The organism is Tenacibaculum profundi, assembly GCF_057162725.1.
This window is the reverse complement of the sequence record NZ_CM169894.1, coordinates 2,261,116-2,283,160: the sequence shown is the minus strand read 5'-3', so window position 1 is coordinate 2,283,160 and position 22,045 is coordinate 2,261,116. Positions and strand designations below refer to the sequence as shown.

Below are 22,045 nucleotides of genomic sequence, written 5' to 3'. Positions count from 1 at the left end.
AAATCAAATGATAGAATTTAATTACGAAATAGACTTTAAATTAACGAATGAAAAAAGCACTAGTTCTTGGATACAAAAATGTATTCAAGACGAAGCTGGCTCTCTCGGTGAGATCAATTATATTTTTTGTGATGATGCTTATTTACATAAAATCAATGTAGAATTTCTTCAACACGATACATTAACCGATATCATAAGCTTTGATTACTCTTTAGGTAGAAAAATCAGTGGAGATATATTTATATCAATTGAACGTGTTAGAGAAAATGCTAGTCTTTATAATGTTAATTTTGATAATGAACTTCATCGCGTAATTATACATGGCATATTGCATTATCTAGGATATAAAGACAAATCTGATATAGAAAAAAAAAACATGAGAGAAAAAGAAAATAAATGTTTAAAAATTTTAAGTAAAATATAACCTAGTTCCACGTGGAACTTAAATTTATAAAATGAGTTTATATAATACCATATACGACGTTATAGTAGTAGGAGGAGGACATGCAGGTAGTGAAGCGGCAGCCGGTAGTGCCAATATGGGAGCTAAGACATTATTAATTACAATGAATTTGCAAAATATAGCACAAATGAGTTGTAATCCTGCCATGGGAGGAATCGCAAAAGGACAAATTGTGAGAGAAATCGATGCATTAGGTGGATACAGTGGGATAGTAACAGATAAAACAGCTATTCAATTTAAAATGCTTAATAAATCGAAAGGGCCCGCCATGTGGAGCCCCAGAGCTCAATCTGATAGAATGCAGTTTGCAGAATGCTGGAGAACTATGCTAGAACAGACGAAAAATCTGGATTTCTATCAAGATTCAGTTAATGGTTTATTATTTGAAAACAATAAAGTTATAGGTGTTAAAACAGCATTGGGTTTACAAATAAAGGCAAAAACTGTAATTGTAACAGCAGGAACATTCTTAAATGGATTAATCCATATTGGTGAAAAAACATTTGGTGGTGGTAGAGCAGGAGAGGGGGCATCAACTGGAATTACAGAAGATTTAATAAAAATTGGATTTGAATCAGGAAGAATGAAAACTGGCACACCACCTAGAGTAGATGGTAGATCTTTAGATTATTCGAAAATGACAGAACAACCTGGCGATGAAATACCAGAAAAATTCTCATACCTTCCAATTACAACTTCTCTAAAAAAACAAAGATCATGCTATCTAACATATACAAATCCGGAAGTACATGAAATATTAAAAGAAGGATTTGATCGTTCACCAATGTTTAACGGCAGAATTAAATCAACGGGACCTCGTTACTGTCCTTCAGTTGAAGATAAAATTAATCGTTTTTCGGAGAAAGAAAGACATCAAATATTTGTAGAACCAGAAGGCTGGAATACTGTAGAAATTTACGTAAATGGTTTTTCCACTTCATTACCAGAAGACATACAAGATAAAGCTATAAGAGCAATACCAGGATTTAAAAATGTAAAATTCTTTAGATATGGTTATGCTATCGAATACGATTATTTTCCACCAACACAATTAAAACATAATTTAGAAACCAAGAAAATAGAAAATCTATTTTTTGCTGGACAAATTAACGGAACAACTGGATATGAAGAAGCAGCTGCACAAGGGCTTATGGCAGGGATTAATGCAGCATTAAAAACCAAGAACAAGAAACCTTTTATATTAAAAAGAAGTGAGGCTTATATAGGTGTTTTAATTGACGACTTAATTACAAAAGGAACTGAAGAGCCATATAGAATGTTTACATCTAGAGCGGAATACAGGACTCTATTAAGACAAGATAATGCAGATTTAAGGTTAACGAATAAATCTTTTAACTTAGGTTTAGCCTCACAAGAAAGACTTAATAGGGTAAAAGAAAAAGAACTAAAAACAGAAAAGTTACTACAATTTATAAAAGAATTAAGTGTTTCGAAAGAAGAAATAAATCCAATTTTAGAAGCTAAAAATTTAGCGTGCATAAATCAATCAATGAAATTATATAAAATTGCTACAAGACCACAACTAGTATTTAATGATTTTAAAAACATAGAAAAATTAAATTCTTTTATAAGAGAAAACTCAATTGATGATGAAATTATTGAACAAGTAGAAATTCATTTAAAATACTCTGGTTATATTCAAAAAGAAAAAAATAATGCGGATAAACTTAATAGACTAGAAAATGTTCCTATTCCTTCATCATTTGATTACAGTAAAGTTAAATCACTTTCTTATGAAGCAAGAGAAAAATTAAACAAAATACAGCCTACTTCTATTTCACAAGCAAGTAGAATAAGTGGTGTATCACCAAGTGATATATCTGTTCTTTTAGTATATATGGGCCGATAATATATTAATATCTATACGATAAATAAAAATTTTCTTTAAAAAGAAAATCATTTATTGGAAACCAACTAATAAAATTAAATTTTATTAGTTGGTTTTATTTTAAAAAATAATAAATATTACGTAATTTTCACAAATGTTCCATGTGAAACGTTTGTGAAAATTACGTAATATTGTTCTCTATACATTAACTAATAATTCTTAACATTGAGAAAAGGCAAAGATCTTTACAAAAATTTAAAACCATATCTAAACTGTATTGATTATACAGTATCGAAAGAAAGCTATGAAGTAATGTATAATGAACAATTAAACATGCTAGTCACCTCTCCTTTACCAAAAGATTTACATAATTATTATGAAAGTACTAACTATATTTCTCATACAGATAGTAGGAAATCATTGGTAGATAAAGTTTACCAGTTAGTAAAAAAATACTCGTTACGAAAAAAACTAAATCTTATAAATAGTTTTGGTTTCAAAAATAAAACCATTTTAGATGTTGGTGCAGGTACAGGTGAATTTATAAAATATTGTAGCGAGCATAACTGGGAATCAGAAGGAATGGAACCTTCAGAAAAAGCAAGACTAATTGCTTTAAAAAAAGAAATACAATTGAAAGACTCTTTAGAAGAAATACCTGATAAAAAATACAATATAATAACGCTTTGGCATGCTCTAGAGCACATTACTGAATTACATTTATATATTGATAAGTTAAAAAAATCGCTTTCAAAAAATGGTAAACTTATCGTAGCCGTTCCTAATTTTGAAAGTTATGATGCATCATACTACAAACAATACTGGGCAGCCTATGATGTACCAAGACACGTATGGCATTTTTCAAAAATTTCGATGAATAAAATCTTTAAATTTCACGGATTAAAAATTATCAAAATTCGTCCAATGCTTTTCGATTCTTTTTATGTGTCGCTTCTAAGTGAAAAATATAAATCCGGAAAAATAAATTACATTAAAGCTTTTTACATAGGACTGAAATCTAATATCAAAGCCATTGGTAAAAACAACTATTCATCTTTAATATATATCATTGAAAAAGAAGAATAATCATTTTTAATTGATTTAAGGATATATTATACAAACTATCATAGATGTATATGAAAAACAAAAAAAACTGCTTAAAACTAATTTAAACAGTTTTTTTAAATAAAGATAACATATTATAAAATAATAAGTATAAATAAAATTTATTTTAACAAATACATACCTAATACTGTAATAATAAAATAAACAGCTAAGGTCATTGCTCCAGCATAATCTTTTGCTAATCTTTGACCAATAAGTAAAAATACTAAAGTTAATGATGATAATTGTACACCTAATAGAGCTAAATCTTTAGACCCTGTAGTAACCAAATTAAAAATACCTATAAACATAAAAGCACCAGCTGTTATTTCCATAACAAGAATAATAGATAATAAAATAGAAACCATATTTTTCAATGGTGAATTTTTAAAATGATCTTTAATAAATGATAAATTTCCAGACCAGTCAGTTACTTTATCAACACCTGATTGCAAAAAAGTTGCTACCAAAAACAATAAAATTAAAATTTGTGTTAGATTAGATTTAATAAGTTCCATATGTTGTTTTTTGCAAATATAACTTTATCATAATGAACAAACCTCCTAAATAAAAATTACTTAATGAAACAAAAGAAAATGTATCTTTAACAAACTAATTATAATATCTTTTGTTATGTCATTTTTTTCAGTTCCTATACTATTTATAGTAATAATTCTATTATTATCGTCTTTCTTTGTTATTAAACAACAAACTGCCGCAATTGTTGAACGTTTTGGTAAGTTTCAAAGCATTCGTCACTCAGGATTACAACTTAAAATTCCTTTAGTTGATAAAATTTCAGGAAAGCTTAGTTTAAAAATTCAACAATTGGATGTTATAGTTGAAACTAAAACCTTAGACGATGTTTTTGTTAAATTAAAAGTATCTGTTCAATATAAAGTTATTAAAGAAAAAGTTTACGAGGCCTTTTATAAACTAGATTACCCTCATGATCAAATTACTTCTTATGTATTTGATGTTGTTCGTGCAGAAGTACCTAAAATGAGATTAGACGATGTTTTTGTCAATAAAGATGATATAGCTATTGCTGTTAAATCAGAATTAAACAATGCCATGATGGAGTATGGCTATGATATTATAAAAACTCTAGTTACAGATATTGATCCAGACGCACAGGTAAAAGAAGCAATGAATAGAATTAATGCTTCTGAAAGAGAAAAAGTTGCGGCACAATACGAAGGAGACGCACAACGTATTTTAATAGTAGAAAAGGCAAAAGCTGAAGCAGAAAGTAAAAGATTACAAGGGCAAGGTATTGCTGATCAAAGAAGAGAAATAGCAAGAGGTTTGGAAGAATCTGTTGAAGTTTTAAACAAGGTAGGAATAAATAGTCAAGAAGCTTCCGCTTTAATAGTAGTAACACAACATTATGACACTTTACAAGCTATAGGAGCCGATACAAATAGTAACTTAATTCTACTACCAAACTCACCACAAGCCGGAAGTGATATGTTAAATAATATGGTAGCTAGTTTTACTGCAAGTAATCAAATAGGTGAGGCAATGAAAAACGCTAAGAATAGAAAAAAAAATGATTAAATAATAATGAATACAACTTGAACAATAAACAAAAAGCGAATCAAATGATTCGCTTTTTGTTTATAATTTATGATTTAGTATCTTCGTCTGAATCCGATTTTGTTGCATCTTTAAACTCTTTAATGCCTGTTCCCAATCCCCTCATAAGCTCAGGTATTTTCCTACCACCAAACATTAATAAAACAAGTGCAACGATAATAGCAATTTGCCATGGTCCTACAAGTCCTAAAAAAATATTAAATGCATTCATTTTAAAATAATTTTTTTACAAAGATACAAAATTAACTTCTGTGTTCTATTACCCCTCCAATTACTTTTTTCTCTTTCAAAACCTCGGGCTTCCCTTTATAAAAAATTGAGCCACCAAAAGATACCTTAGCATCAAGTGTTTCACCTGAATTAACTTCTGCTTTAGCTCCTGAGCCAGCTCTAATAATGTTCATTGCTGCTACCTTTAAATTGTATCCATGATAATTAGCACCTAAATCTACATTTACTGATTGGTTTTTACTAGAACCTGAAAGTTTAATTACAGAACCTGAAGTACTTTTTACCTTCAAATGTTTAACATTAATAACCATATTAATAAATGCACCTTCTTGAGCCTTTATCTGAACAGATTGCTGTTCTAAACTCTTTGCCGTCATCACAGCACCTTCATTCGCATCAATAATCTCTATATCATTAGCGTAGTGCAGAACTACTTTAGCTTTACCATCCGCCGTTGTTTCAGGAAATGATAACGAAATTTTTAATTTATCATTATCTAACTTAAATCTCACTTTGTCAGACTTAATACCTGATACAATAGCTTCATTTTTATTCGACCTGATTAGGTCAATAGTTATACCGTTATAGACTTTTAATACTTTAAAAGACCCTAAATCTTTTGTTATTTTATTTTGAGCACAAATAAAAAAACTAACAAAAAACATGCTAAAAAAAATATTTCTTTTCATTTTATTTATATTTTAACAACTCTTCAATTACTTATGATAAAATTAATAATTGTCAATCGTAGTAATACTGTAAGGGCAATTTTATGAATTTATTATTAGTTATTAATAAACTTTAACTTAATACTAATTCGAAGTCGAGATGCTTTCGTTCTAAATCTGTATGCTTTACCTTAACAACAACATTGTCTCCTAATTGAATTGTATTTTTAGTTGCCTGTCCAACAATAGCGTATTGGCTTTCGTCAAAAATATAATAATCATCTTTTATATCTTTAATTCGAATCATTCCTTCACATTTATTAGCTATAATCTCAACATAAACCCCCCATTCGGTAACACCTGAAACAACTCCATCAAATTTTTGATTTTTGTGGTCTTGCATATATTTTACCTGCATATATTTTATAGAATCACGTTCAGCTTTAGATGCTAGTTCTTCTCTTTTAGACGAGTGTTTACATCGCTCTTCATAAATTTCTACTTTGGGTGATTTTTTTCCTTCTAAATAGTGTTGTAATAACCTATGTGTCATGACATCAGGATATCTTCGTATTGGAGAAGTAAAATGAGAGTAATAATCAAAAGCGAGACCATAATGACCTATATTTTGAGTTGTATATTCAGCTTTACTCATAGATCTTATGGTTAATGTTTCAACCATATTTGCTTCTCCTTTTCCATGTACATCACTTAAAAGTTTATTAAGGCTTTTAGAAGTTTTTTCTTTTGTTTCTGTGTTAATTTTATATCCGAATTTATTTACTATATTCTGTAATGAAGCTAGTTTTTCTACATCAGGTTCATCATGAACTCTATAAATAAAAGTTTTATTAGATGCTTTACCTTTGGAAAATCCTATAGCTTCAGCAACTTTTCTGTTAGCCAATAACATAAATTCTTCTATTAATTTATTTGCATCTTTTGATTCTTTAAAAAAAACTCCAACGGGATTTGATTTTTCATCCAAATCAAATTTCACTTCAACCTTATCAAAAGAAATCGCCCCTTCATCCATTCTTTGTTTGCGTAATATTTTAGCTAATTTATCTAATGTTAAAATGGCATCAACTATATTATTATCAACACTATATTTTTCACCTGTTAATGAAACTTCCTCAGAAATTTCGTTACTTTCAGAATCAATAATATATTGAGCTTCTTCATATGCAAATCTTTTATCTGAATAAGTAATCGTGCGTCCAAACCATTGATTCATAATTTGCGCCTTTTCATTTATTTCAAATACTGCAGAAAAAGTTAGTTTTTCCTCATTAGGACGAAGTGAACATACACCATTCGATAATATTTCTGGCAACATAGGCACAACCCTATCCACTAAATATACAGAGGTAGCTCTTTCGTATGCCTCTCTATCTAAATCAGTTCCTTCTTGAACATAGTGAGAAACATCTGCTATATGTACTCCTATTTCATAATTTCCATTATCTAATTTGGTAAAAGATAGTGCGTCATCAAAATCTTTAGCATCTTTTGGATCTATCGTAAAAGTTAAATCATTTCTAAAGTCTCTTCTTATAGAAATATCATCTTCAGTTATTTGAATAGGAAGTTTTTTTGCTTCTTCTTCAATTTCAGGAGGAAAGTCATACGGAAGTCCATATTCTAACAAAATTGAGTGAATCTCTGTATCATGTTCTCCTGGCTTTCCTAATATATCTAATATTTTACCAAAAGGATTCTTTGAGTTTTCCGGCCAGTCAGTAATTTTAATTAGAACTTTATCACCGTTAACTGCTCCATTAATTTTACTTTTAGGTATAAAAATATCAGTATACATTTTATTGCTATCAGGCAGAACAAAACCAAAATTTTTACTCATCTGTAAAACCCCAACGAACTCTTTTTTAGCACGTTTTATAACTTCTACTACATCTGCCTCAGTTTTATTACTGCGTCTTTTTTTATAAACATAAGCTCTTACAGTATCATTATGTAATCCATGACCTAAATTAACAGAGGGTACAAAAATATCTTCATCAAAATCATCACATATAAAATAGGCATTACCATTTGAGGTAGTATCTAATGTACCTGTATAATATTTTCGATCTTCATTGATTTTATATTTTCCACGTTCTGTCTCGATAATTTTTTTTGTAGCTAAAAACTCATTTAGCTTTTTTATAACAAGATTCTTTCCCTCTGAATCACTTATTTCAAGCTGTGATGCAAGTTGTTTATAATTATAGTTCTTATTACTATCTTTATTTAGGATTTTTAATATTTTCCTTCCTAAGTCTTTTATAGTTCTTCCTTTTCTTTTTGGTATTTTTTTCTTTCTAGTCATTAATCTAGCGTCTTAAAATTTTTTGCAAATTACAAATTAATTTCTTATTAAACTTTTTGTACTTTTCTGATTTAGATTTTACTTACTAAAATATGACTCAAAAATGGTATGCTATTGCTAACCCGATTGCCGGAAAGAATAATTATAAACAACAACATATTAAAATTCATTCCTATTTAAAATATTTCAATATTGAATATGAATTTAAAATAACAGAGTATCATAAACACGAAATTGAAATAGTTTATGATGCTATAAGAAAAGGGTACACTCATTTTATTTCAATTGGAGGAGATGGAACTCTTCATTACATAGTTAACGGAGTAATGAAGCAAAATATAATCTCTCAAAACAAAATTGTAATAGGAGTAATTCCAATAGGTACGGGAAATGATTGGATAAAAACCTACAATATTGATAACGATATTAAAAAATCAATAGAGATTATAAAAAAAGTAAATACAGAATATCAAGATATAGGTTTCTTAGAGTTAAAGAATACCTCAAGATATTTTAATAATGTAGCTGGAATAGGTTATGATGGTTATATTGTTAGTAATATGGATAAATTAAAAAATTTAGGAGCCATTTCCTATTTGATAAGTAGTATTTCAGCGATTATATCTTATAAAAAAAATAAATATGAAATAAAAGTAAACAATGAAACAATAAAAGAAAAATGCTTAATGATACTATTTGGTATTTGTAAATATTCTGGTGGCGGAATGAAATTAACAAGTTATTCAAGTTCATCAAATGGATTGTTTGATATTACAATTGCTAAAAATCTAAATATATTAGATTTGATTAAGAACTTACGAGGTTTATACAATGGTTCCATTATAAACCATAAAAAAATTTCAACATACAAAAGTACGTCGTTGTTAATAGTTCCTAAAAATCAAAATCTAAGTAGTTTTATAGAAGCCGATGGAGAGTTAGTAGGTAGTGGTTCCGTTAAAGTTTCTATTTATAACAAAGCAATTCAATTTGTTGTTAATAAACCTTTTTATGGTTAAATACAATATTAAGTGGCATATGAAAGTAATACTTAAATATAGAAATAGCTCTTCTAATTTTTTTATTCCACCAAGACTGCTGCAGATAAAGTAATTAATTTGAAAGAAACCATAGTTTACTAGCCAACGAATCTAAACCAATACTCTATATTAAAGTATATAGCATTATACCTTTCTTAACTAAAATTCCAGACTACTTTCTTTTAAATAAATTTTAATTGTAAAATCATGTTATTAACATCTAATATTATAATACAAATAGAATTTAAAAATTTAAAAAATATATATTAATTATTATAGTGTGTGAATATGTAGAGTAAAAAAATGAAATAATAATTGTTTTTCTGATTTATTAAAAATCATTAACATATTATAAATAGAGTAAGTCTTTTAAAACTATACATTTATTGAGGTTATCAACAATGTTATTAAATACTATTTCACTATTTTTTATTGATTAAAAGTTTAATATTTTATGTAAATAAACTGTAAAAAAAATGTTGATAAATGTTAGTTAAAAACTAAGAAAAAAAGTTGCTTAATTGAAAGTTGTAATTGTATTGAAAAAAAACTAAACAAACACAAATTTATTTTTTAAAATATACCAATAGTTTTTAACATTTTTATTTTTTATTGAAATACCTTGATAGTAAAGGACTTATTAAAGGTTTTCAAAAAAGTATTGATAATTACTGTTGACAACCACTAATAACCTTACTTTTGTAGTTCACAACTTAATTAAAATCAATAAATTATGACAATAGCAATTGGTAATGATCATGCTGGTACTGATTATAAGTTTGAGATAGTTAAACTCTTGGAAGAATTAGGACATACGGTTATAAATTTTGGAACCGATACGAACGATAGCATGGATTATCCTGACTCTATTCATCCTACTTCAGATGCTGTTGAAAAAGGTAAAGCAGAAATTGGTATTATACTCTGTGGAAGTGGAAATGGTGCGCAAATAACTGCTAATAAACACCAAGGTGTGAGAGCAGCTTTGTGTTGGAATAATGAACTGGTTGAATTGGCACGTCAACACAATAATTCAAATATATTGGCAATTCCTGCACGTTTTGTTTCATTACATCAGGCTCTAGGTTTTGTGAAGATATTTTTGTCTACCGAGTTTGAAGGTGGTCGTCATGAAAATAGAGTTAATAAAATAGCATGTAATCAATAATGAATTTTGTAGTAAAAACATTTTCTGAATTAACAACGTCCGAATTATATAGAATTCTACAATTGCGTTCGGAAGTTTTTGTTGTGGAACAAGATTGTGTATACCAGGATCTTGATGGAAAAGATCAAAAGGCTTTGCATGTAATTGGAACCAAAGAAGAGAAAATTATAGCATATACGCGTTTGTTTGATAGTGGACAGTATTTTGATACTTCAAGTATAGGTAGAGTTGTTGTAGATCAATCGCAACGAAAGTTTGGATATGGACACGATTTAATTAAAGCCTCTATTAAAGCTGTTAATAACTACTATAATACTCAGGAAATCAGTATATCAGCACAAACGTATTTGTTGAAATTTTATACTTCCCATGGTTTTGAAACTATCGGAGAAGAATACTTAGAAGATGGTATACCACATGTTAAAATGATAATAAAAAATAAAAAGCTTTCCAATTAAGGAAGCTTTTTATTTTTAAGAAACTAATATTTCTTTATGATATTCTATTAAGTTATCTATTGGCTTTGCAATAATGCCTGTAATTTGAACTCCATTTTTCTTTGCTTCTTCTCTTAACAAATCTCCAAAATAAAATGCAATAGACCCAATAAAATAAATTGGCGTGTCTTTACTTTTTTTGTAATTTAAAACATGATAAAGAAAAAACTTTTTAAAACCATTCATTACTAGTTTTCTTATATATGAATCATTTTGATGATTGAACATGAATTTAGCAAAAGAAGCTAAATACTTATTAGGATTATCTATTTTATACAAGTTAGACTTAATTACATCAGGAGTTAAATCAAATTCATCACTCATAGCAGCAGCAATTTCACTAGGCATTTTTTTGTAAAAGAAGTCTCTGATTAAACGTTTCCCAAAATAATTTCCGCTCGCTTCATCCATTATAATGTATCCTAATGATGGAGCAATACACGTTATAGATTCTCCATTATAATAGCAGCTATTAGCTCCTGTTCCTAAAATACATACAATGGCTTTTTCATTTTTTGCAGAGGCATATACTGCTCCTAATATATCTTCTTCAACTGTTATTTTTTTGGTATTTTGAAAGAAATTTTTTAGAATTTCATTTAAAATTATTTTTGGAGAAGAGGTTCCAAGTCCTGCACCATAAAAGTAAATTTCAGAAATTAATGTCCTGTACTCCATTAATTCAGAAGAACTTTCTAAACGTGATTGTAATTCTAAAGAAGAAACAACATTAGGATTGAGCCCTAAAGTACTTGTTCTAAATATTTCATTTTTATCATTGTCTATGGCTACCCAGTCAACTTTTGTAGAGCCACCGTCTGCTACTAAAATCATTATTTACAGTTTAATAGGTTTTAAATAATTGTCAATTATTTTCATAATTTATATGAATCATTACAGAAAAGTTTTCTATTTCTCATAGAAAAAAAATGAGTTCAAATATAAAAATATGTTTATTAATGAGTTAATTTTTTAGACAGGTTACGTAAATTTAAGGATTTAAAAACAATTAATTATCAATCAAATTTTTTATAACTCATTTAAAACTTATGTCATAAAACATTTTTTATTTGTTAATAAATCATTTTTTTTAGTAAAATATAAGTTATATGTACTAAGTAAAAACTAATAATATTTTAAGTAAAAAACAGTAAGTTTTTTATAACTTAGCATTTCTTATTTTTTATTAAAAAGTTTTTAGCAGATTTTATGGCAGCAGATAAAGAGAAAGAAGCGAAATTAAAAGCGCTTCAACTTACTTTGGATAAGTTAGATAAAACTTATGGTAAAGGTACAGTAATGAAACTAGGTGATAGTCAGATTGAAGATATAGACGCAATTTCTTCTGGATCACTTGGGTTAGACTTAGCGTTAGGAGTTGGAGGTTATCCAAGAGGTCGAATTATAGAAATATATGGACCAGAATCTTCTGGTAAAACAACTTTAACAATACATGCAATAGCTGAGGCTCAAAAAAGTGGTGGAATTGCTGCTTTTATTGATGCCGAACACGCTTTTGATCGTTTTTACGCAGAAAGTCTAGGAGTTGACGTTGATAATTTGATTATATCACAGCCAGATCATGGTGAACAGGCACTTGAAATTGCTGATAATTTAATTAGATCTGGAGCTATTGATATTGTTGTGGTAGATTCTGTAGCTGCCTTGACCCCAAAATCTGAGATTGAAGGAGAAATGGGAGATTCTAAAATGGGACTCCATGCTCGTTTAATGTCTCAGGCTCTACGTAAATTAACAGCAACCATAAGTAAAACGAACTGTACAGTTATATTTATCAATCAGTTAAGAGAGAAAATAGGAGTAATGTTTGGAAATCCAGAGACAACAACTGGTGGTAATGCTCTTAAATTTTACGCTTCTGTTCGATTAGATATAAGAAGACGAACTCAAATTAAGGATGGTGATAAAGTTGTTGGTAACAGTACTAAAGTTAAAATTGTAAAAAATAAAGTTGCTCCACCTTTTCAACAAGCAGAATTTGATATTATGTATGGTGCAGGAATTTCGAAGGTAGGGGAAGTATTAGATATTGGTGTAGATTACAATATTATTAAGAAGAGTGGATCTTGGTTTAGTTATGGAGATACTAAATTAGGTCAGGGAAGAGATGCTGTAAAAGGGATCATTAAAGATAATCCTGAGTTGATGGATGAGCTTGAAAATAAAATTAAAGAAGCTATTGAAAATCAAGAGTAAAAAATGAAATGATAGTTTTAGCCATCATCAAAAAATAATTAAATGAAAAGCTACTATATATTTTATTAGTAGCTTTTTTATTTTTTTAGATGCTTATGTGAAATGTTGCGGCTTTGATAAAAATATTTTTACTTTTACAAAGTAGGCTATTTAAATTTTAAAATAAATTTATTTTTAATATTTCAATAGAATGAATACAAGTATAATTATTTCAGATTTAATAAAATTAAGTGTTGTAAAAACGTCAGATGTTACCGTCATGTATGCTCTAATGAAAGAAGTTTATTCACTGGCGTATGGGCATTTTTGGAAGGACAATGGAAATTGGTTTGTTCAAAAACAGTACGGTAAGCAAAACATTTTAAAAGAAATTTTAGAAAAAAATACAGAATACTATTTTGTTTTGTATAAGAATGAAATTATCGGTAACATGAGAATTATATGGGACGAACCATTAAAAAATTTTTCACAGAAAAAAATAGTAAAACTTCAAAGAATTTATTTGCATCCAAAAGTACATGGTTTAGGAGTTGGTAGTAGTTTATTAATGTGGATTGAAAATAAAGCTAAAAAAAAGCAATATGAATTTTTATGGCTCGACACTATGAACGAAAAACCACAGGCATTTAATTTTTACAAAAGAAAAGGATTTCAATACCACTCCCACTGCTTTTTAGATTTTAATTTATTACACGATTCGGTAAAAAAGATGAATCAAGTCGTAAAAGACTTACGGTAATTTAAATACCTGTACTACCAAAACCACCTGTATTTCGTTCGGTTTCAATTAACTTTTCTACTTCTGTCCAAGTTATTTGTTCATGCTTAGCAATTACTAATTGTGCAATTCGTTCTCCATCTTTTATATGGAACTCTTCATTAGAAATATTTACTAAAATAACTCCTATTTCTCCTCGGTAATCAGAATCTATTGTTCCTGGAGCATTTAATACAGTAATTCCTTTTTTAGCAGCCAACCCACTTCTTGGACGAACTTGAGCTTCAAAACCTAATGGAAGTGCTATAAACAAACCTGTTTTTACAATAACCCTATCCAAAGGTTTCAGTATAATAGATTTTTCTAAATTTGCACGTAAATCCATTCCTGCTGATCCTTTTGTTTCATAGGCTGGAATTTCATGTTTTGATTTATTTATAATTTTTATATTCATAATTAAAATTTAGATTGATGAAGTCAAAAGTACATGATTTTTTTATTAAAAAATAAGTCTTTTTGAAATGCAAATTAATCGTTTATTTAACGTTACTTTTTAAAAATAAAATATAATGACTTTAAGTTTGAGGTTATAGTTATCATATTTATTAATTTCGCACTGTAAAACAAATAACTAAATGGAAGAAAATCAAAAGATAGCTGTATTAGGAGGTGGAAGTTGGGCAACAGCTATTGTTAAAATGCTCTCTGAAAATTCCAATACTATTGGATGGTATATGAGAAGTACTTATGCAATAGAGCATATAAAAAGAAACAATCATAATCCTAGCTATTTAAGTTCCGCAGAATTACATCCAGAACAATTAGAATTATCTGATAATATTGATATAATTGTTCAAAATTATGATGTTTTAATTTTTGCAATTCCCTCTGCTTTTTTAAAAGCAGAACTTGATAAATTAAAAGGTTCATTGAAGGGGAAAATAGTTTTCTCTGCTATTAAAGGTATTGTTCCAGAAACAGGATTAATTGTAGGAGAGTATTTTCACGAATTCTATGATATACCTTATGAAAATATTGGAGTTATAACTGGGCCATGTCATGCTGAAGAAGTTGCAATGGAACGATTATCTTATCTTACTATAGCTTGTCAAGATAAGAAGAAAGCTAACTATTTAAGTAAGCAAATTAAAGGTCGTTATATCAAGACAAAAATTTCGGACGATATCATTGGTACTGAGTATGCAGCGATGTTAAAAAACATTTATGCTATAGCTGCTGGAATTGCACACGGTCTTGGTTACGGTGATAATTTCCAGTCTGTTTTAATGAGTAACTCGATTAGGGAAATGAAACGTTTTATTAAAAAAGTTCATAAAATGAAGCGAAATATCAATCATTCAGCTTATTTAGGAGATCTATTGGTTACAGGATATTCCGTATTTAGTAGAAATAGAATGTTTGGAAATATGATTGGTAAAGGCTATACAGTAAAATCTGCAATGTTTGAAATGAGTATGGTTGCGGAAGGTTATTATGCATCAAATAGCGCTTATAAAATCAAAAAAGAAAACGGAGCTAAGACTCCCATAATAGATACTGTTTACAATATATTATATGATAAAAAAGAAGCGAAAGATGAGTTCAGAAAGTTAACAAATAGATTAGATTAGTTGTTTGTATTTGTACAAAAAACTTTTCTTACAATTAAGAAATCCTCATCAATCGCTTCAGTTTAATTACCTGATTTTTAACGTTGTTTTAAAATGAAATTTATAAAACCACTCCAAAAACGAATTTACAATTTTTTTATAAAACTCATTGATTAAGAAATAAAAGCATATTTTTACTTCAAATCAAATATTTCCTTTTTTTATTTATAATTACAAAAAATAGATCTTTTGAGAATTTAAAATTTAAAGTAATTTTATTATTTAGATAGTTAATTTTTAATCTAAAAGCTCAATTTAATTAACCCATGAAAACAATTCAAGAAGCTGTTGAAATAACCATTAGAAAAACACCTTTTATAGAAGAAGCACTTAACGAAAAACTCATCAATGTATCCTCACTTGCGAGAGAAATTTTACCAGAGGTTTCCAAGCTTTTGAAAAAAGATGTGAAAGTAGGAGCAGTTATGATGGCAATTAACAGGTTGTCTCCAGTTAATGAATTAAGAATCAGAAAAAATATAAAAAAACTGGCTCTAGATTTGGGAGATGTTATTGTGAGGTCTGATTTATGTGATTTCACTTTTAAAAATACACCCTCTTTACTCAAAGAAATAGCAAAAATTTTGAGTAAATCAGCAGATAGTAATGATTACTTTTTAACAGTTTCACAAGGAATTTTTGAAACAAATATAGTAACAAGTAAAAATTTACAACCTTTTGTGGAAGATATCTTTAAAAGCGAAATATTAATTAATAATGTTAATGATTTAGCTTCAATTACTATTAAACTTCCAAAAGAAAATCTTGAACAATCTGGTGTTTATTATTTTATATTGAAGCAGTTTGCATGGGCTAATATAGCCGTTCAAGAGGTTATATCAACTACACATGAAATGACAATCGTTGTTAAGGAAGAAGATGTAAATGAAACTTTTGCTATTCTAATGGATCTAAAATTGAACTAGATTAAGTATTATAAGATAAAACCAGTTAATTAACTAGTGTATTATTTTAATTTAGGTTTTTGAATCTATATTTTTTAACACTTTGTATCGTGTTATTTTCTATACTTTTGATGTTATAATGGGGTAAAATCCGAATTAATCAAATTTATGAAAACAAAAGATCCTTATGCTTCTTTAAGAATTAAAGAGTTTAACATATTTCTTTTAATGCGTTTTTTTTTAGTATTTGCTTGGTCAATGCAGTTTATAATTATTGAATGGCAAGTATATTCTTTAACTAAAGATCCATGGAGCTTGGGCCTTATAGGAGCATTCGAATTTTTACCGGCTTTTTCTATGGCATTATTTGCAGGACATATAGTTGATCAAAAAGAAAAAAGAAATTTATTAGCGTTATGTATTGCTTTATTTTCTCTTATTAGTTTCGGTTTGTACTTTTTAACTAATACATCATTTATTGCAGATTGGAGTCAAAACACTGTCTTATATAGCATTTACGGTTTGGTATTTTTTGGAGGTTTTTTACGTTCATTTTTTGGCCCTACAATTTTTTCTTTGATGGCATTGATTGTTCCAAAAAAATTATATCCAAATGCAGCTACCTGGAGCAGTTCTACATGGCAAATTTCTGGAGTTTTAGGTCCTGCTTTTGCTGGATATTCAATTTCTTTTTTTGGTGTAAGTAAGTCACTTAGTTTTGTGTTTATTTTGGTCTTAATTTCATTATTATTAGTTTTTTTAATAAAGAAAAAGCCCATTTTAAACCCCAATAAAGGAGAAAAAATATGGAAAAGTTTAGGAGAAGGAATAAACTATGTATTTAAAACTAAAGCAATTTTAGGTGCCATAACTTTAGATATGATTTCTGTATTATTTGGAGGAGCAATTGCATTATTACCTGTGTTTGCGCAAGATATTTTGAAAGTTGGGGCTGAAGGGTTCGGTGCTCTAAGAGCGGCTCCTGCTATTGGTGCTTTTTTAACTATGTTACTTACTGCCTACATACCAGTAAGTAAAAATGCGGGAATAAAGCTTTTAGTCGCTATTTTTGGATTTGGTATATGTATTATCACATTTGGTTTATCAACATCTTTTATTGTTTCTTTGGTAGCATTATTTTTTAGTGGTGTAACTGATGGAGTGTCTATGGTTATTAGACAAACTATTTTACAATTAAAAACTCCAGATCACATGCGTGGAAGGGTCGCTTCCGTAAATTCTATGTTTGTTGGTTCTTCTAATGAGTTAGGTGCACTTGAAAGCGGTTTTACGGCTAAAATTATGGGTACAGTTACTGCAGTGATTTTTGGTGGTACCATGACTTTAATAACGGTAGTAGTAACAGGAATATGGAATCCAATTTTAAGAAAGTTAGATCTTACTAAAGATTTAGAAGAACACGAAAAATCAGTATAATATATAGGGCGTGGGGGGTGGAAAAATTATATAATTTGTCTTTTATGATATAAATAATAATTGGGCTTTATAATAGAAAGCCTAATTATTACTTTAGGGAGTACATACAAACATTTTGTACTAATTTTATTTAATATTATGGTTTGTTAATTGGTATAACTTTAGTCGATATCTTGCTCAACTATGGTTAGCTGGTACCCTGCAAAAACACCTAATGCATCTTTTCCTTCTATATTCGAAGGGCTAACGACACTTTCATAAAAGAGAATACCTTCATTCGAATAGTTGGAGTCCATAGCACTAATTGCATCGTATAATATCTTCTCCGCATTGGCAACACGTACTTGAATTTTTTCTGGTTGTTCGTCAAAATAATATTGGATTGCTGTTGCAGTAATATTTCTATTTTCAAAACCAGTATCTAAAACAAATAAATATTCATAAAAATTTGAATTTGGGATATCATCATAGGAAGCGACGATATAATAGTTTTTTGTGTTTTTAATATCGGGAAAATTAATTATTATTTCTTTTTCTTCGCCTCCCCAAGGCTTTATATGATTTTGCACAGTAACATCAACATTTTGTACCATTTCTGATGGTATGGTACAAGAAGCTTGAAAAGTGTCGTCATTTATTTCTACGGAAAGAAAGTATTTTTGTCCTGCAATAATTGGAAATTCGGAAGCAGAAATTTCGTAGCTATAAGAAGTAGAAGAATAAGGTAAGTTTATGCTATTTCCATTGGTATCTTTGATAGATACTAAGGCATTTGCAATCAATAAATCTTCGATACCTTCGCTACCACCGATAGTTTTAGACTTTGATACTTGTATTTTTATATTTGCATCTTGAGGGCATAGATACCCATTAATTACGGTATATTGTTTTTGATCTAATAAATGATTTGCATCAAAATTATTTTCACAGCTGATGCATAAAAGACAAAGTGTTCCTAAAATAATATTTTTTATGTAATTCATAGTATTAAAATCTATAGGTGTAACTTATGGAGGGTACAAATTGAAGAAAAGTTCTTTTCATTAGTTTATTTTCTCTGTAATCATAATGATAAAAAAAAGGATTTTTTCTTCCATAGGCATTATATATCGAAAATTCCCAAAAGCGAGATGTATTTTTACTTAGTTTTTTGTGTAGTTGAATACCAAGATCTAGTCTGTGGTAATTTTCTCCCTGAAAGTTGTTACGTTCTTTTAAAAACGGTTGTATTGAATTATCATTAGGAATTAAGGAGTTATTCAGACCCGTTAAGGCTTCACGATCCAATAAATTGAAATTATCTCCACTAGAAAATACCCAAGATCCAGATAAAACAATATTTTCAGATGGCTTATAGACGCTTACCAAAGAGATATCATGTCGTCTGTCATATTTTGCAAAAAAACGTTTTCCTTTATTTATTTCATCAAATTGACGTTCAGACCAAGAGAGTGTATATCCTAACCACCCTGTTACTTTACCAATATTTTTACGAAACAAAAGTTCTGTACCATATGCCCAACCTTGTCCATTTGTAATATTTTTTTCCCAATTGATTTCTTTTGCATTCATTGAATTTTCAAGTGTTATAAAAGAGGTACCTTCTTTATAGGAAATGATATTATCCATTTTTTTATAATATCCCTCCAAAGTAAGTGTGTACCCTTTATCTACAAAGTCTTTTGCAATACCTAGAGCAAACTGTTCTGATTTTTGTGGTTTTAGATTTTCTGTAGAAGATACCCAGATATCCGTTGGAAGTCCAGCGTTGGCATTAGTTAATAAATGAATGTATTGGTTCATATTAGCATAAGAAGCTTTAACTGCTAAATTGGGTTGCACATTCCAAGATAAAGTAGCTCGTGGTTCAAAACTCATATAAGTTTTAGCTTTATGCTTGTAATGCGAGAATCGAAATCCTCCTGAAAACCGTAAAGAATTGGATAATTTCCAATCATCTTCGGCGTAAAGTGCACTTTCTAATGATTTTATATCCTGTTTAAATGCTGCGTTATCACCACTACTTTGTTCTAATCTAGATTGTCTTGGTGTAAAATGATGGTAGGTTGAGGCAAATCCAAACTTTATGAGATGTTTTGGATTTGGGTAATAATCGAAGTCCATTTTCAAACCAAAATCGTTAATTCCAGATTTTAAATTAAATATATTTTCTTGTGTTTCAGTAGTGTATTCATTTTTAACCTGTAAATTATAATTGCTGTAAATAAAAGAGGTATTAGAAAAAAACGTATCGCTGAACTCATGATTCCATCGCAAAGTAGAGGTAATATTACCCCAATTTAAAGAACTATGATTATTTAGTATCCCATTTTCAGTGGGTTCAGAAATAGATAAATGATCATTACCGTAATAGTTACTCCAATATAATTTGTTTTTATCATTAAAAACATGATGTATTTTAAAGTTGAAATCAGTGAAGTTAAATAAAGAGCTAGTAGCACTATTTGAAAATGGTTTTAATAACAAATCTAAATATGTTCGTCTACCACTGAATAGAAAAGATGTTTTTCCTTTTTTAATGGGACCTTCTAAAACGGCAGATGTAGATACTAAACCTACAGAAAACTTACCTTTTAATTTTTCTTTGTTACCATTTTTTGTATCTATTTTTAATACAGAGGATAACCTACCACCAAATCGTGCAGGAAAGCCGCCTTTATACATTTCTATAGATTTAATGGCGTCTCCATTAAAAACGGATAAAAATCCAAATAAATGATTAGAGTTATACACTGGTGCATCGTCTAATATGATTAAATTTTGATCTGGTGTTCCTCCTCGTACAAAGAAATTAGAGAACCCTTCACTTCCTCTATGAATACCTGGTAGTAATTGTAAGGTTTTAATCACATCCTTTTCTCCAAATATTGCTGGTACTTCTTTTACATCTTTGGTTTTCAGTCTAAGCATACTCATTTGTGATTGTTGACTTTCTTTAGTTTCCTTATTGGCATGCAAAATTACTTCATCAAGTACTTCCCTACTCACTTCCATTTCAAAGTTGAGTTTTAGGTTTTCTTGGAGTTTTACTGTTTTTTTTTGATTGGTGTAGCCAACATAAGAAATAACTAACTCGTATTCTCCTTCAGGAAGGGTTAAAGAATAAAAGCCATAATCGTTGGTACTAGTTCCCAAATTTTTATTAGGAATAAAAACGGAAACCATGGGAAGATCTTCTTGACTCCCGAGTTCTTTAACATACCCGCTAATAGTATATTTTTTATTTGTTTTTTGCCCATAAAGATGTTTAGTAAAACAGCAAAAAAATAAAACAATTAAAAAAAAATAATTTGAATTTTTCATTAATTAAATGATAAAAAAATAAACGCAAAGTAATGATTTTCAGTTATGAAATCATTTTTTTTTATTGTTAAAAAAAATACAAATTAGTATATTTAGTATCAATTACAATAAATTTCATAGTCTTCATTAATGTATAAATAACATTCAAAATCTTTTTTAAAAAGGTATGAATATTTTGTATATTAAAATTGATTCACTAATTGTACTTTGTAAATAAATCCCATAAAACAACGCCACAACTTACTGATATATTTAATGAATGTTTTGTTCCTAGTTGAGGTATTTCAATGCAAACATCAGAATTAGAAACAACTTCTTGTTGAACTCCTTTTACCTCATTTCCAAAAATGATAGCTGTTTTTTTAGAAGCATTAGGGGTAAATTTATTGAGCATAGTGCTATTTTCTGCCTGTTCAACACTAGCAATAAAAATGTCATTTTTTTTAAGATTATTTACCAAATCTACGGTGTTTTCAACATATTCCCAATCTACCGATTCTGTTGCGCCTAAAGCAGTTTTATGTATTTCTTTGTTAGGAGGTGTTGCGGTAATGCCACATAAATAGATTTTTTCTATTAAAAAAGCATCGGCTGTCCTGAATACTGAACCAATATTATTTAAACTCCTTATGTTATCTAAAATTACAATTAATGGTGTTTTTGAAGCTTTTTTAAACTCAGAGACACTGATTCTTCTTAACTCATTGTTTTTAAGTTTCCTCATAAAAAATATATAAACAGTATGATGTTTTATTAAATATAAAACCAGTTATTAAAAACCAACAACTAATCACTTTTTTCTATCTTCGCAAAACTAACAGAAAAA

At 28.7% G+C, this 22,045-nt stretch carries 21 protein-coding genes; 12 read left to right on the top strand and 9 right to left on the bottom strand.

Annotated features, from left to right (window positions below; translation table 11 throughout):
• Positions 1-7: 7 nt before the first annotated feature.
• The 3 genes from ybeY to AC2GW8_RS09310 all read left to right on the top strand — a co-directional run bounded on the left by ybeY (position 8) and on the right by AC2GW8_RS09310 (position 3,398).
• The gene (ybeY, locus tag AC2GW8_RS09320; protein WP_440879602.1) at positions 8-424 is read left to right on the top strand and encodes an rRNA maturation RNase YbeY; all 417 of its coding nucleotides are present in this window, start codon (positions 8-10) and stop codon (positions 422-424) included.
• A 31-nt stretch (positions 425-455) separates the two neighbouring features.
• Positions 456-2,333: a tRNA uridine-5-carboxymethylaminomethyl(34) synthesis enzyme MnmG gene (mnmG, locus tag AC2GW8_RS09315; protein WP_440879601.1), complete on the top strand. Its 1,878-nt coding sequence runs from the start codon at positions 456-458 to the stop codon at positions 2,331-2,333.
• 204 nt (positions 2,334-2,537) lie between these two features.
• Complete coding sequence (locus tag AC2GW8_RS09310) at positions 2,538-3,398, top strand: class I SAM-dependent methyltransferase (protein ID WP_440879600.1); 861 nt, start codon at positions 2,538-2,540, stop codon at positions 3,396-3,398.
• Between the two features lie 140 nt (positions 3,399-3,538).
• On the opposite strand, the gene AC2GW8_RS09305 is transcribed toward AC2GW8_RS09310, so the two are convergent.
• Positions 3,539-3,934 (bottom strand): DoxX family protein, encoded by a 396-nt coding sequence (locus tag AC2GW8_RS09305; protein WP_440879599.1) that lies wholly within the window; start codon positions 3,932-3,934, stop codon positions 3,539-3,541.
• Positions 3,935-4,049: 115 nt separating this feature from the next.
• Between AC2GW8_RS09305 and AC2GW8_RS09300 the strand changes: the two genes are divergently transcribed.
• A complete protein-coding gene (locus AC2GW8_RS09300) occupies positions 4,050-4,976 on the top strand; it encodes an SPFH domain-containing protein (protein ID WP_440879598.1) in 927 nt (308 codons plus the stop codon).
• 67 nt (positions 4,977-5,043) lie between these two features.
• On the opposite strand, the gene AC2GW8_RS09295 is transcribed toward AC2GW8_RS09300, so the two are convergent.
• From AC2GW8_RS09295 to rnr, 3 genes are all read right to left on the bottom strand, one after another.
• On the bottom strand, positions 5,044-5,226 hold the full coding sequence (locus AC2GW8_RS09295) for a twin-arginine translocase TatA/TatE family subunit (RefSeq protein ID WP_440879597.1): 183 nt from the start codon (positions 5,224-5,226) through the stop codon (positions 5,044-5,046).
• 31 nt (positions 5,227-5,257) lie between these two features.
• The gene (locus tag AC2GW8_RS09290) at positions 5,258-5,935 is read right to left on the bottom strand and encodes a head GIN domain-containing protein (RefSeq protein WP_440879596.1); all 678 of its coding nucleotides are present in this window, start codon (positions 5,933-5,935) and stop codon (positions 5,258-5,260) included.
• Positions 5,936-6,047: 112 nt separating this feature from the next.
• Positions 6,048-8,243 carry a ribonuclease R gene (gene rnr, locus AC2GW8_RS09285; protein WP_440879595.1) on the bottom strand — a complete coding sequence of 732 codons (2,196 nt, stop codon included), beginning with the start codon at positions 8,241-8,243 and terminating at the stop codon, positions 6,048-6,050.
• A gap of 92 nt (positions 8,244-8,335) precedes the next feature.
• Between rnr and AC2GW8_RS09280 the strand changes: the two genes are divergently transcribed.
• The 3 genes from AC2GW8_RS09280 to AC2GW8_RS09270 all read left to right on the top strand — a co-directional run bounded on the left by AC2GW8_RS09280 (position 8,336) and on the right by AC2GW8_RS09270 (position 10,909).
• On the top strand, positions 8,336-9,262 hold the full coding sequence (locus AC2GW8_RS09280; protein ID WP_440879594.1) for a diacylglycerol/lipid kinase family protein: 927 nt from the start codon (positions 8,336-8,338) through the stop codon (positions 9,260-9,262).
• A 754-nt stretch (positions 9,263-10,016) separates the two neighbouring features.
• Positions 10,017-10,451, top strand: coding sequence for a ribose 5-phosphate isomerase B (rpiB, locus tag AC2GW8_RS09275; protein WP_440879593.1), 435 nt, complete (start codon positions 10,017-10,019; stop codon positions 10,449-10,451).
• Positions 10,451-10,909 (top strand): GNAT family N-acetyltransferase, encoded by a 459-nt coding sequence (locus AC2GW8_RS09270; protein WP_440879592.1) that lies wholly within the window; start codon positions 10,451-10,453, stop codon positions 10,907-10,909. The genes rpiB and AC2GW8_RS09270 overlap by 1 nt, the downstream gene beginning before the upstream one ends.
• 15 nt (positions 10,910-10,924) lie before the next feature.
• On the opposite strand, the gene AC2GW8_RS09265 is transcribed toward AC2GW8_RS09270, so the two are convergent.
• Positions 10,925-11,782, bottom strand: a complete 858-nt coding sequence (locus AC2GW8_RS09265) for an N-acetylglucosamine kinase (RefSeq protein WP_440879591.1) — start codon at positions 11,780-11,782, stop codon at positions 10,925-10,927.
• A 375-nt stretch (positions 11,783-12,157) separates the two neighbouring features.
• On the opposite strand from AC2GW8_RS09265, the gene recA reads away from it, so the two are divergent.
• Complete coding sequence (gene recA / locus AC2GW8_RS09260) at positions 12,158-13,165, top strand: recombinase RecA (protein ID WP_440879590.1); 1,008 nt, start codon at positions 12,158-12,160, stop codon at positions 13,163-13,165.
• A gap of 190 nt (positions 13,166-13,355) precedes the next feature.
• Positions 13,356-13,904 (top strand): GNAT family N-acetyltransferase, encoded by a 549-nt coding sequence (locus AC2GW8_RS09255; protein WP_440879589.1) that lies wholly within the window; start codon positions 13,356-13,358, stop codon positions 13,902-13,904.
• Position 13,905: 1 nt separating this feature from the next.
• Here AC2GW8_RS09255 and dut read toward each other — a convergent pair whose 3' ends face one another.
• Positions 13,906-14,337, bottom strand: a complete 432-nt coding sequence (gene dut / locus AC2GW8_RS09250) for a dUTP diphosphatase (RefSeq protein ID WP_440879588.1) — start codon at positions 14,335-14,337, stop codon at positions 13,906-13,908.
• Positions 14,338-14,518: 181 nt separating this feature from the next.
• Here dut and AC2GW8_RS09245 point away from each other — a divergent pair, with 181 nt between their 5' ends.
• The 3 genes from AC2GW8_RS09245 (at position 14,519) to AC2GW8_RS09235 (ending at position 17,895) form a co-directional block, all read left to right on the top strand.
• Complete coding sequence (locus AC2GW8_RS09245; protein ID WP_440879587.1) at positions 14,519-15,514, top strand: NAD(P)H-dependent glycerol-3-phosphate dehydrogenase; 996 nt, start codon at positions 14,519-14,521, stop codon at positions 15,512-15,514.
• Positions 15,515-15,819: 305 nt separating this feature from the next.
• The gene (locus tag AC2GW8_RS09240) at positions 15,820-16,479 is read left to right on the top strand and encodes a hypothetical protein (protein ID WP_440879586.1); all 660 of its coding nucleotides are present in this window, start codon (positions 15,820-15,822) and stop codon (positions 16,477-16,479) included.
• Between the two features lie 147 nt (positions 16,480-16,626).
• Positions 16,627-17,895 carry an MFS transporter gene (locus tag AC2GW8_RS09235; protein ID WP_440879585.1) on the top strand — a complete coding sequence of 423 codons (1,269 nt, stop codon included), beginning with the start codon at positions 16,627-16,629 and terminating at the stop codon, positions 17,893-17,895.
• 161 nt (positions 17,896-18,056) lie between these two features.
• Here the strand turns inward: AC2GW8_RS09235 and AC2GW8_RS09230 are convergent, their stop codons facing one another.
• The 3 genes from AC2GW8_RS09230 to AC2GW8_RS09220 form a co-directional block, all read right to left on the bottom strand.
• On the bottom strand, positions 18,057-18,878 hold the full coding sequence (locus tag AC2GW8_RS09230) for a DUF4249 family protein (protein ID WP_440879584.1): 822 nt from the start codon (positions 18,876-18,878) through the stop codon (positions 18,057-18,059).
• Positions 18,879-18,882: 4 nt separating this feature from the next.
• Positions 18,883-21,219 (bottom strand): TonB-dependent receptor, encoded by a 2,337-nt coding sequence (locus tag AC2GW8_RS09225; RefSeq protein ID WP_440879583.1) that lies wholly within the window; start codon positions 21,217-21,219, stop codon positions 18,883-18,885.
• 196 nt (positions 21,220-21,415) lie between these two features.
• Positions 21,416-21,943 carry an RNA methyltransferase gene (locus tag AC2GW8_RS09220; RefSeq protein ID WP_440879582.1) on the bottom strand — a complete coding sequence of 176 codons (528 nt, stop codon included), beginning with the start codon at positions 21,941-21,943 and terminating at the stop codon, positions 21,416-21,418.
• Between the last annotated feature and the right edge of the window lie 102 nt (positions 21,944-22,045).

Excerpts from the sequence above, each read along its gene's own strand:
- AC2GW8_RS09245 (WP_440879587.1), top strand. The coding sequence starts at position 14,519 with ATGGAAGAAAATCAAAAGATAGCTGTATTAGGAGGTGGAAGTTGGGCA.
- AC2GW8_RS09270 (WP_440879592.1), top strand. The coding sequence starts at position 10,451 with ATGAATTTTGTAGTAAAAACATTTTCTGAATTAACAACGTCCGAATTA.
- AC2GW8_RS09235 (WP_440879585.1), top strand. The coding sequence starts at position 16,627 with ATGAAAACAAAAGATCCTTATGCTTCTTTAAGAATTAAAGAGTTTAAC.
- AC2GW8_RS09230 (WP_440879584.1), bottom strand. The coding sequence starts at position 18,878 with ATGAATTACATAAAAAATATTATTTTAGGAACACTTTGTCTTTTATGC.
- mnmG (WP_440879601.1), top strand. The coding sequence starts at position 456 with ATGAGTTTATATAATACCATATACGACGTTATAGTAGTAGGAGGAGGA.
- AC2GW8_RS09280 (WP_440879594.1), top strand. The coding sequence starts at position 8,336 with ATGACTCAAAAATGGTATGCTATTGCTAACCCGATTGCCGGAAAGAAT.
- dut (WP_440879588.1), bottom strand. The coding sequence starts at position 14,337 with ATGAATATAAAAATTATAAATAAATCAAAACATGAAATTCCAGCCTAT.
- AC2GW8_RS09225 (WP_440879583.1), bottom strand. The coding sequence starts at position 21,219 with ATGAAAAATTCAAATTATTTTTTTTTAATTGTTTTATTTTTTTGCTGT.
- AC2GW8_RS09255 (WP_440879589.1), top strand. The coding sequence starts at position 13,356 with ATGAATACAAGTATAATTATTTCAGATTTAATAAAATTAAGTGTTGTA.
- AC2GW8_RS09220 (WP_440879582.1), bottom strand. The coding sequence starts at position 21,943 with ATGAGGAAACTTAAAAACAATGAGTTAAGAAGAATCAGTGTCTCTGAG.
- recA (WP_440879590.1), top strand. The coding sequence starts at position 12,158 with ATGGCAGCAGATAAAGAGAAAGAAGCGAAATTAAAAGCGCTTCAACTT.
- AC2GW8_RS09305 (WP_440879599.1), bottom strand. The coding sequence starts at position 3,934 with ATGGAACTTATTAAATCTAATCTAACACAAATTTTAATTTTATTGTTT.
- AC2GW8_RS09265 (WP_440879591.1), bottom strand. The coding sequence starts at position 11,782 with ATGATTTTAGTAGCAGACGGTGGCTCTACAAAAGTTGACTGGGTAGCC.
- AC2GW8_RS09290 (WP_440879596.1), bottom strand. The coding sequence starts at position 5,935 with ATGAAAAGAAATATTTTTTTTAGCATGTTTTTTGTTAGTTTTTTTATT.
- rpiB (WP_440879593.1), top strand. The coding sequence starts at position 10,017 with ATGACAATAGCAATTGGTAATGATCATGCTGGTACTGATTATAAGTTT.
- rnr (WP_440879595.1), bottom strand. The coding sequence starts at position 8,243 with ATGACTAGAAAGAAAAAAATACCAAAAAGAAAAGGAAGAACTATAAAA.
- ybeY (WP_440879602.1), top strand. The coding sequence starts at position 8 with ATGATAGAATTTAATTACGAAATAGACTTTAAATTAACGAATGAAAAA.
- AC2GW8_RS09300 (WP_440879598.1), top strand. The coding sequence starts at position 4,050 with ATGTCATTTTTTTCAGTTCCTATACTATTTATAGTAATAATTCTATTA.
- AC2GW8_RS09295 (WP_440879597.1), bottom strand. The coding sequence starts at position 5,226 with ATGAATGCATTTAATATTTTTTTAGGACTTGTAGGACCATGGCAAATT.
- AC2GW8_RS09240 (WP_440879586.1), top strand. The coding sequence starts at position 15,820 with ATGAAAACAATTCAAGAAGCTGTTGAAATAACCATTAGAAAAACACCT.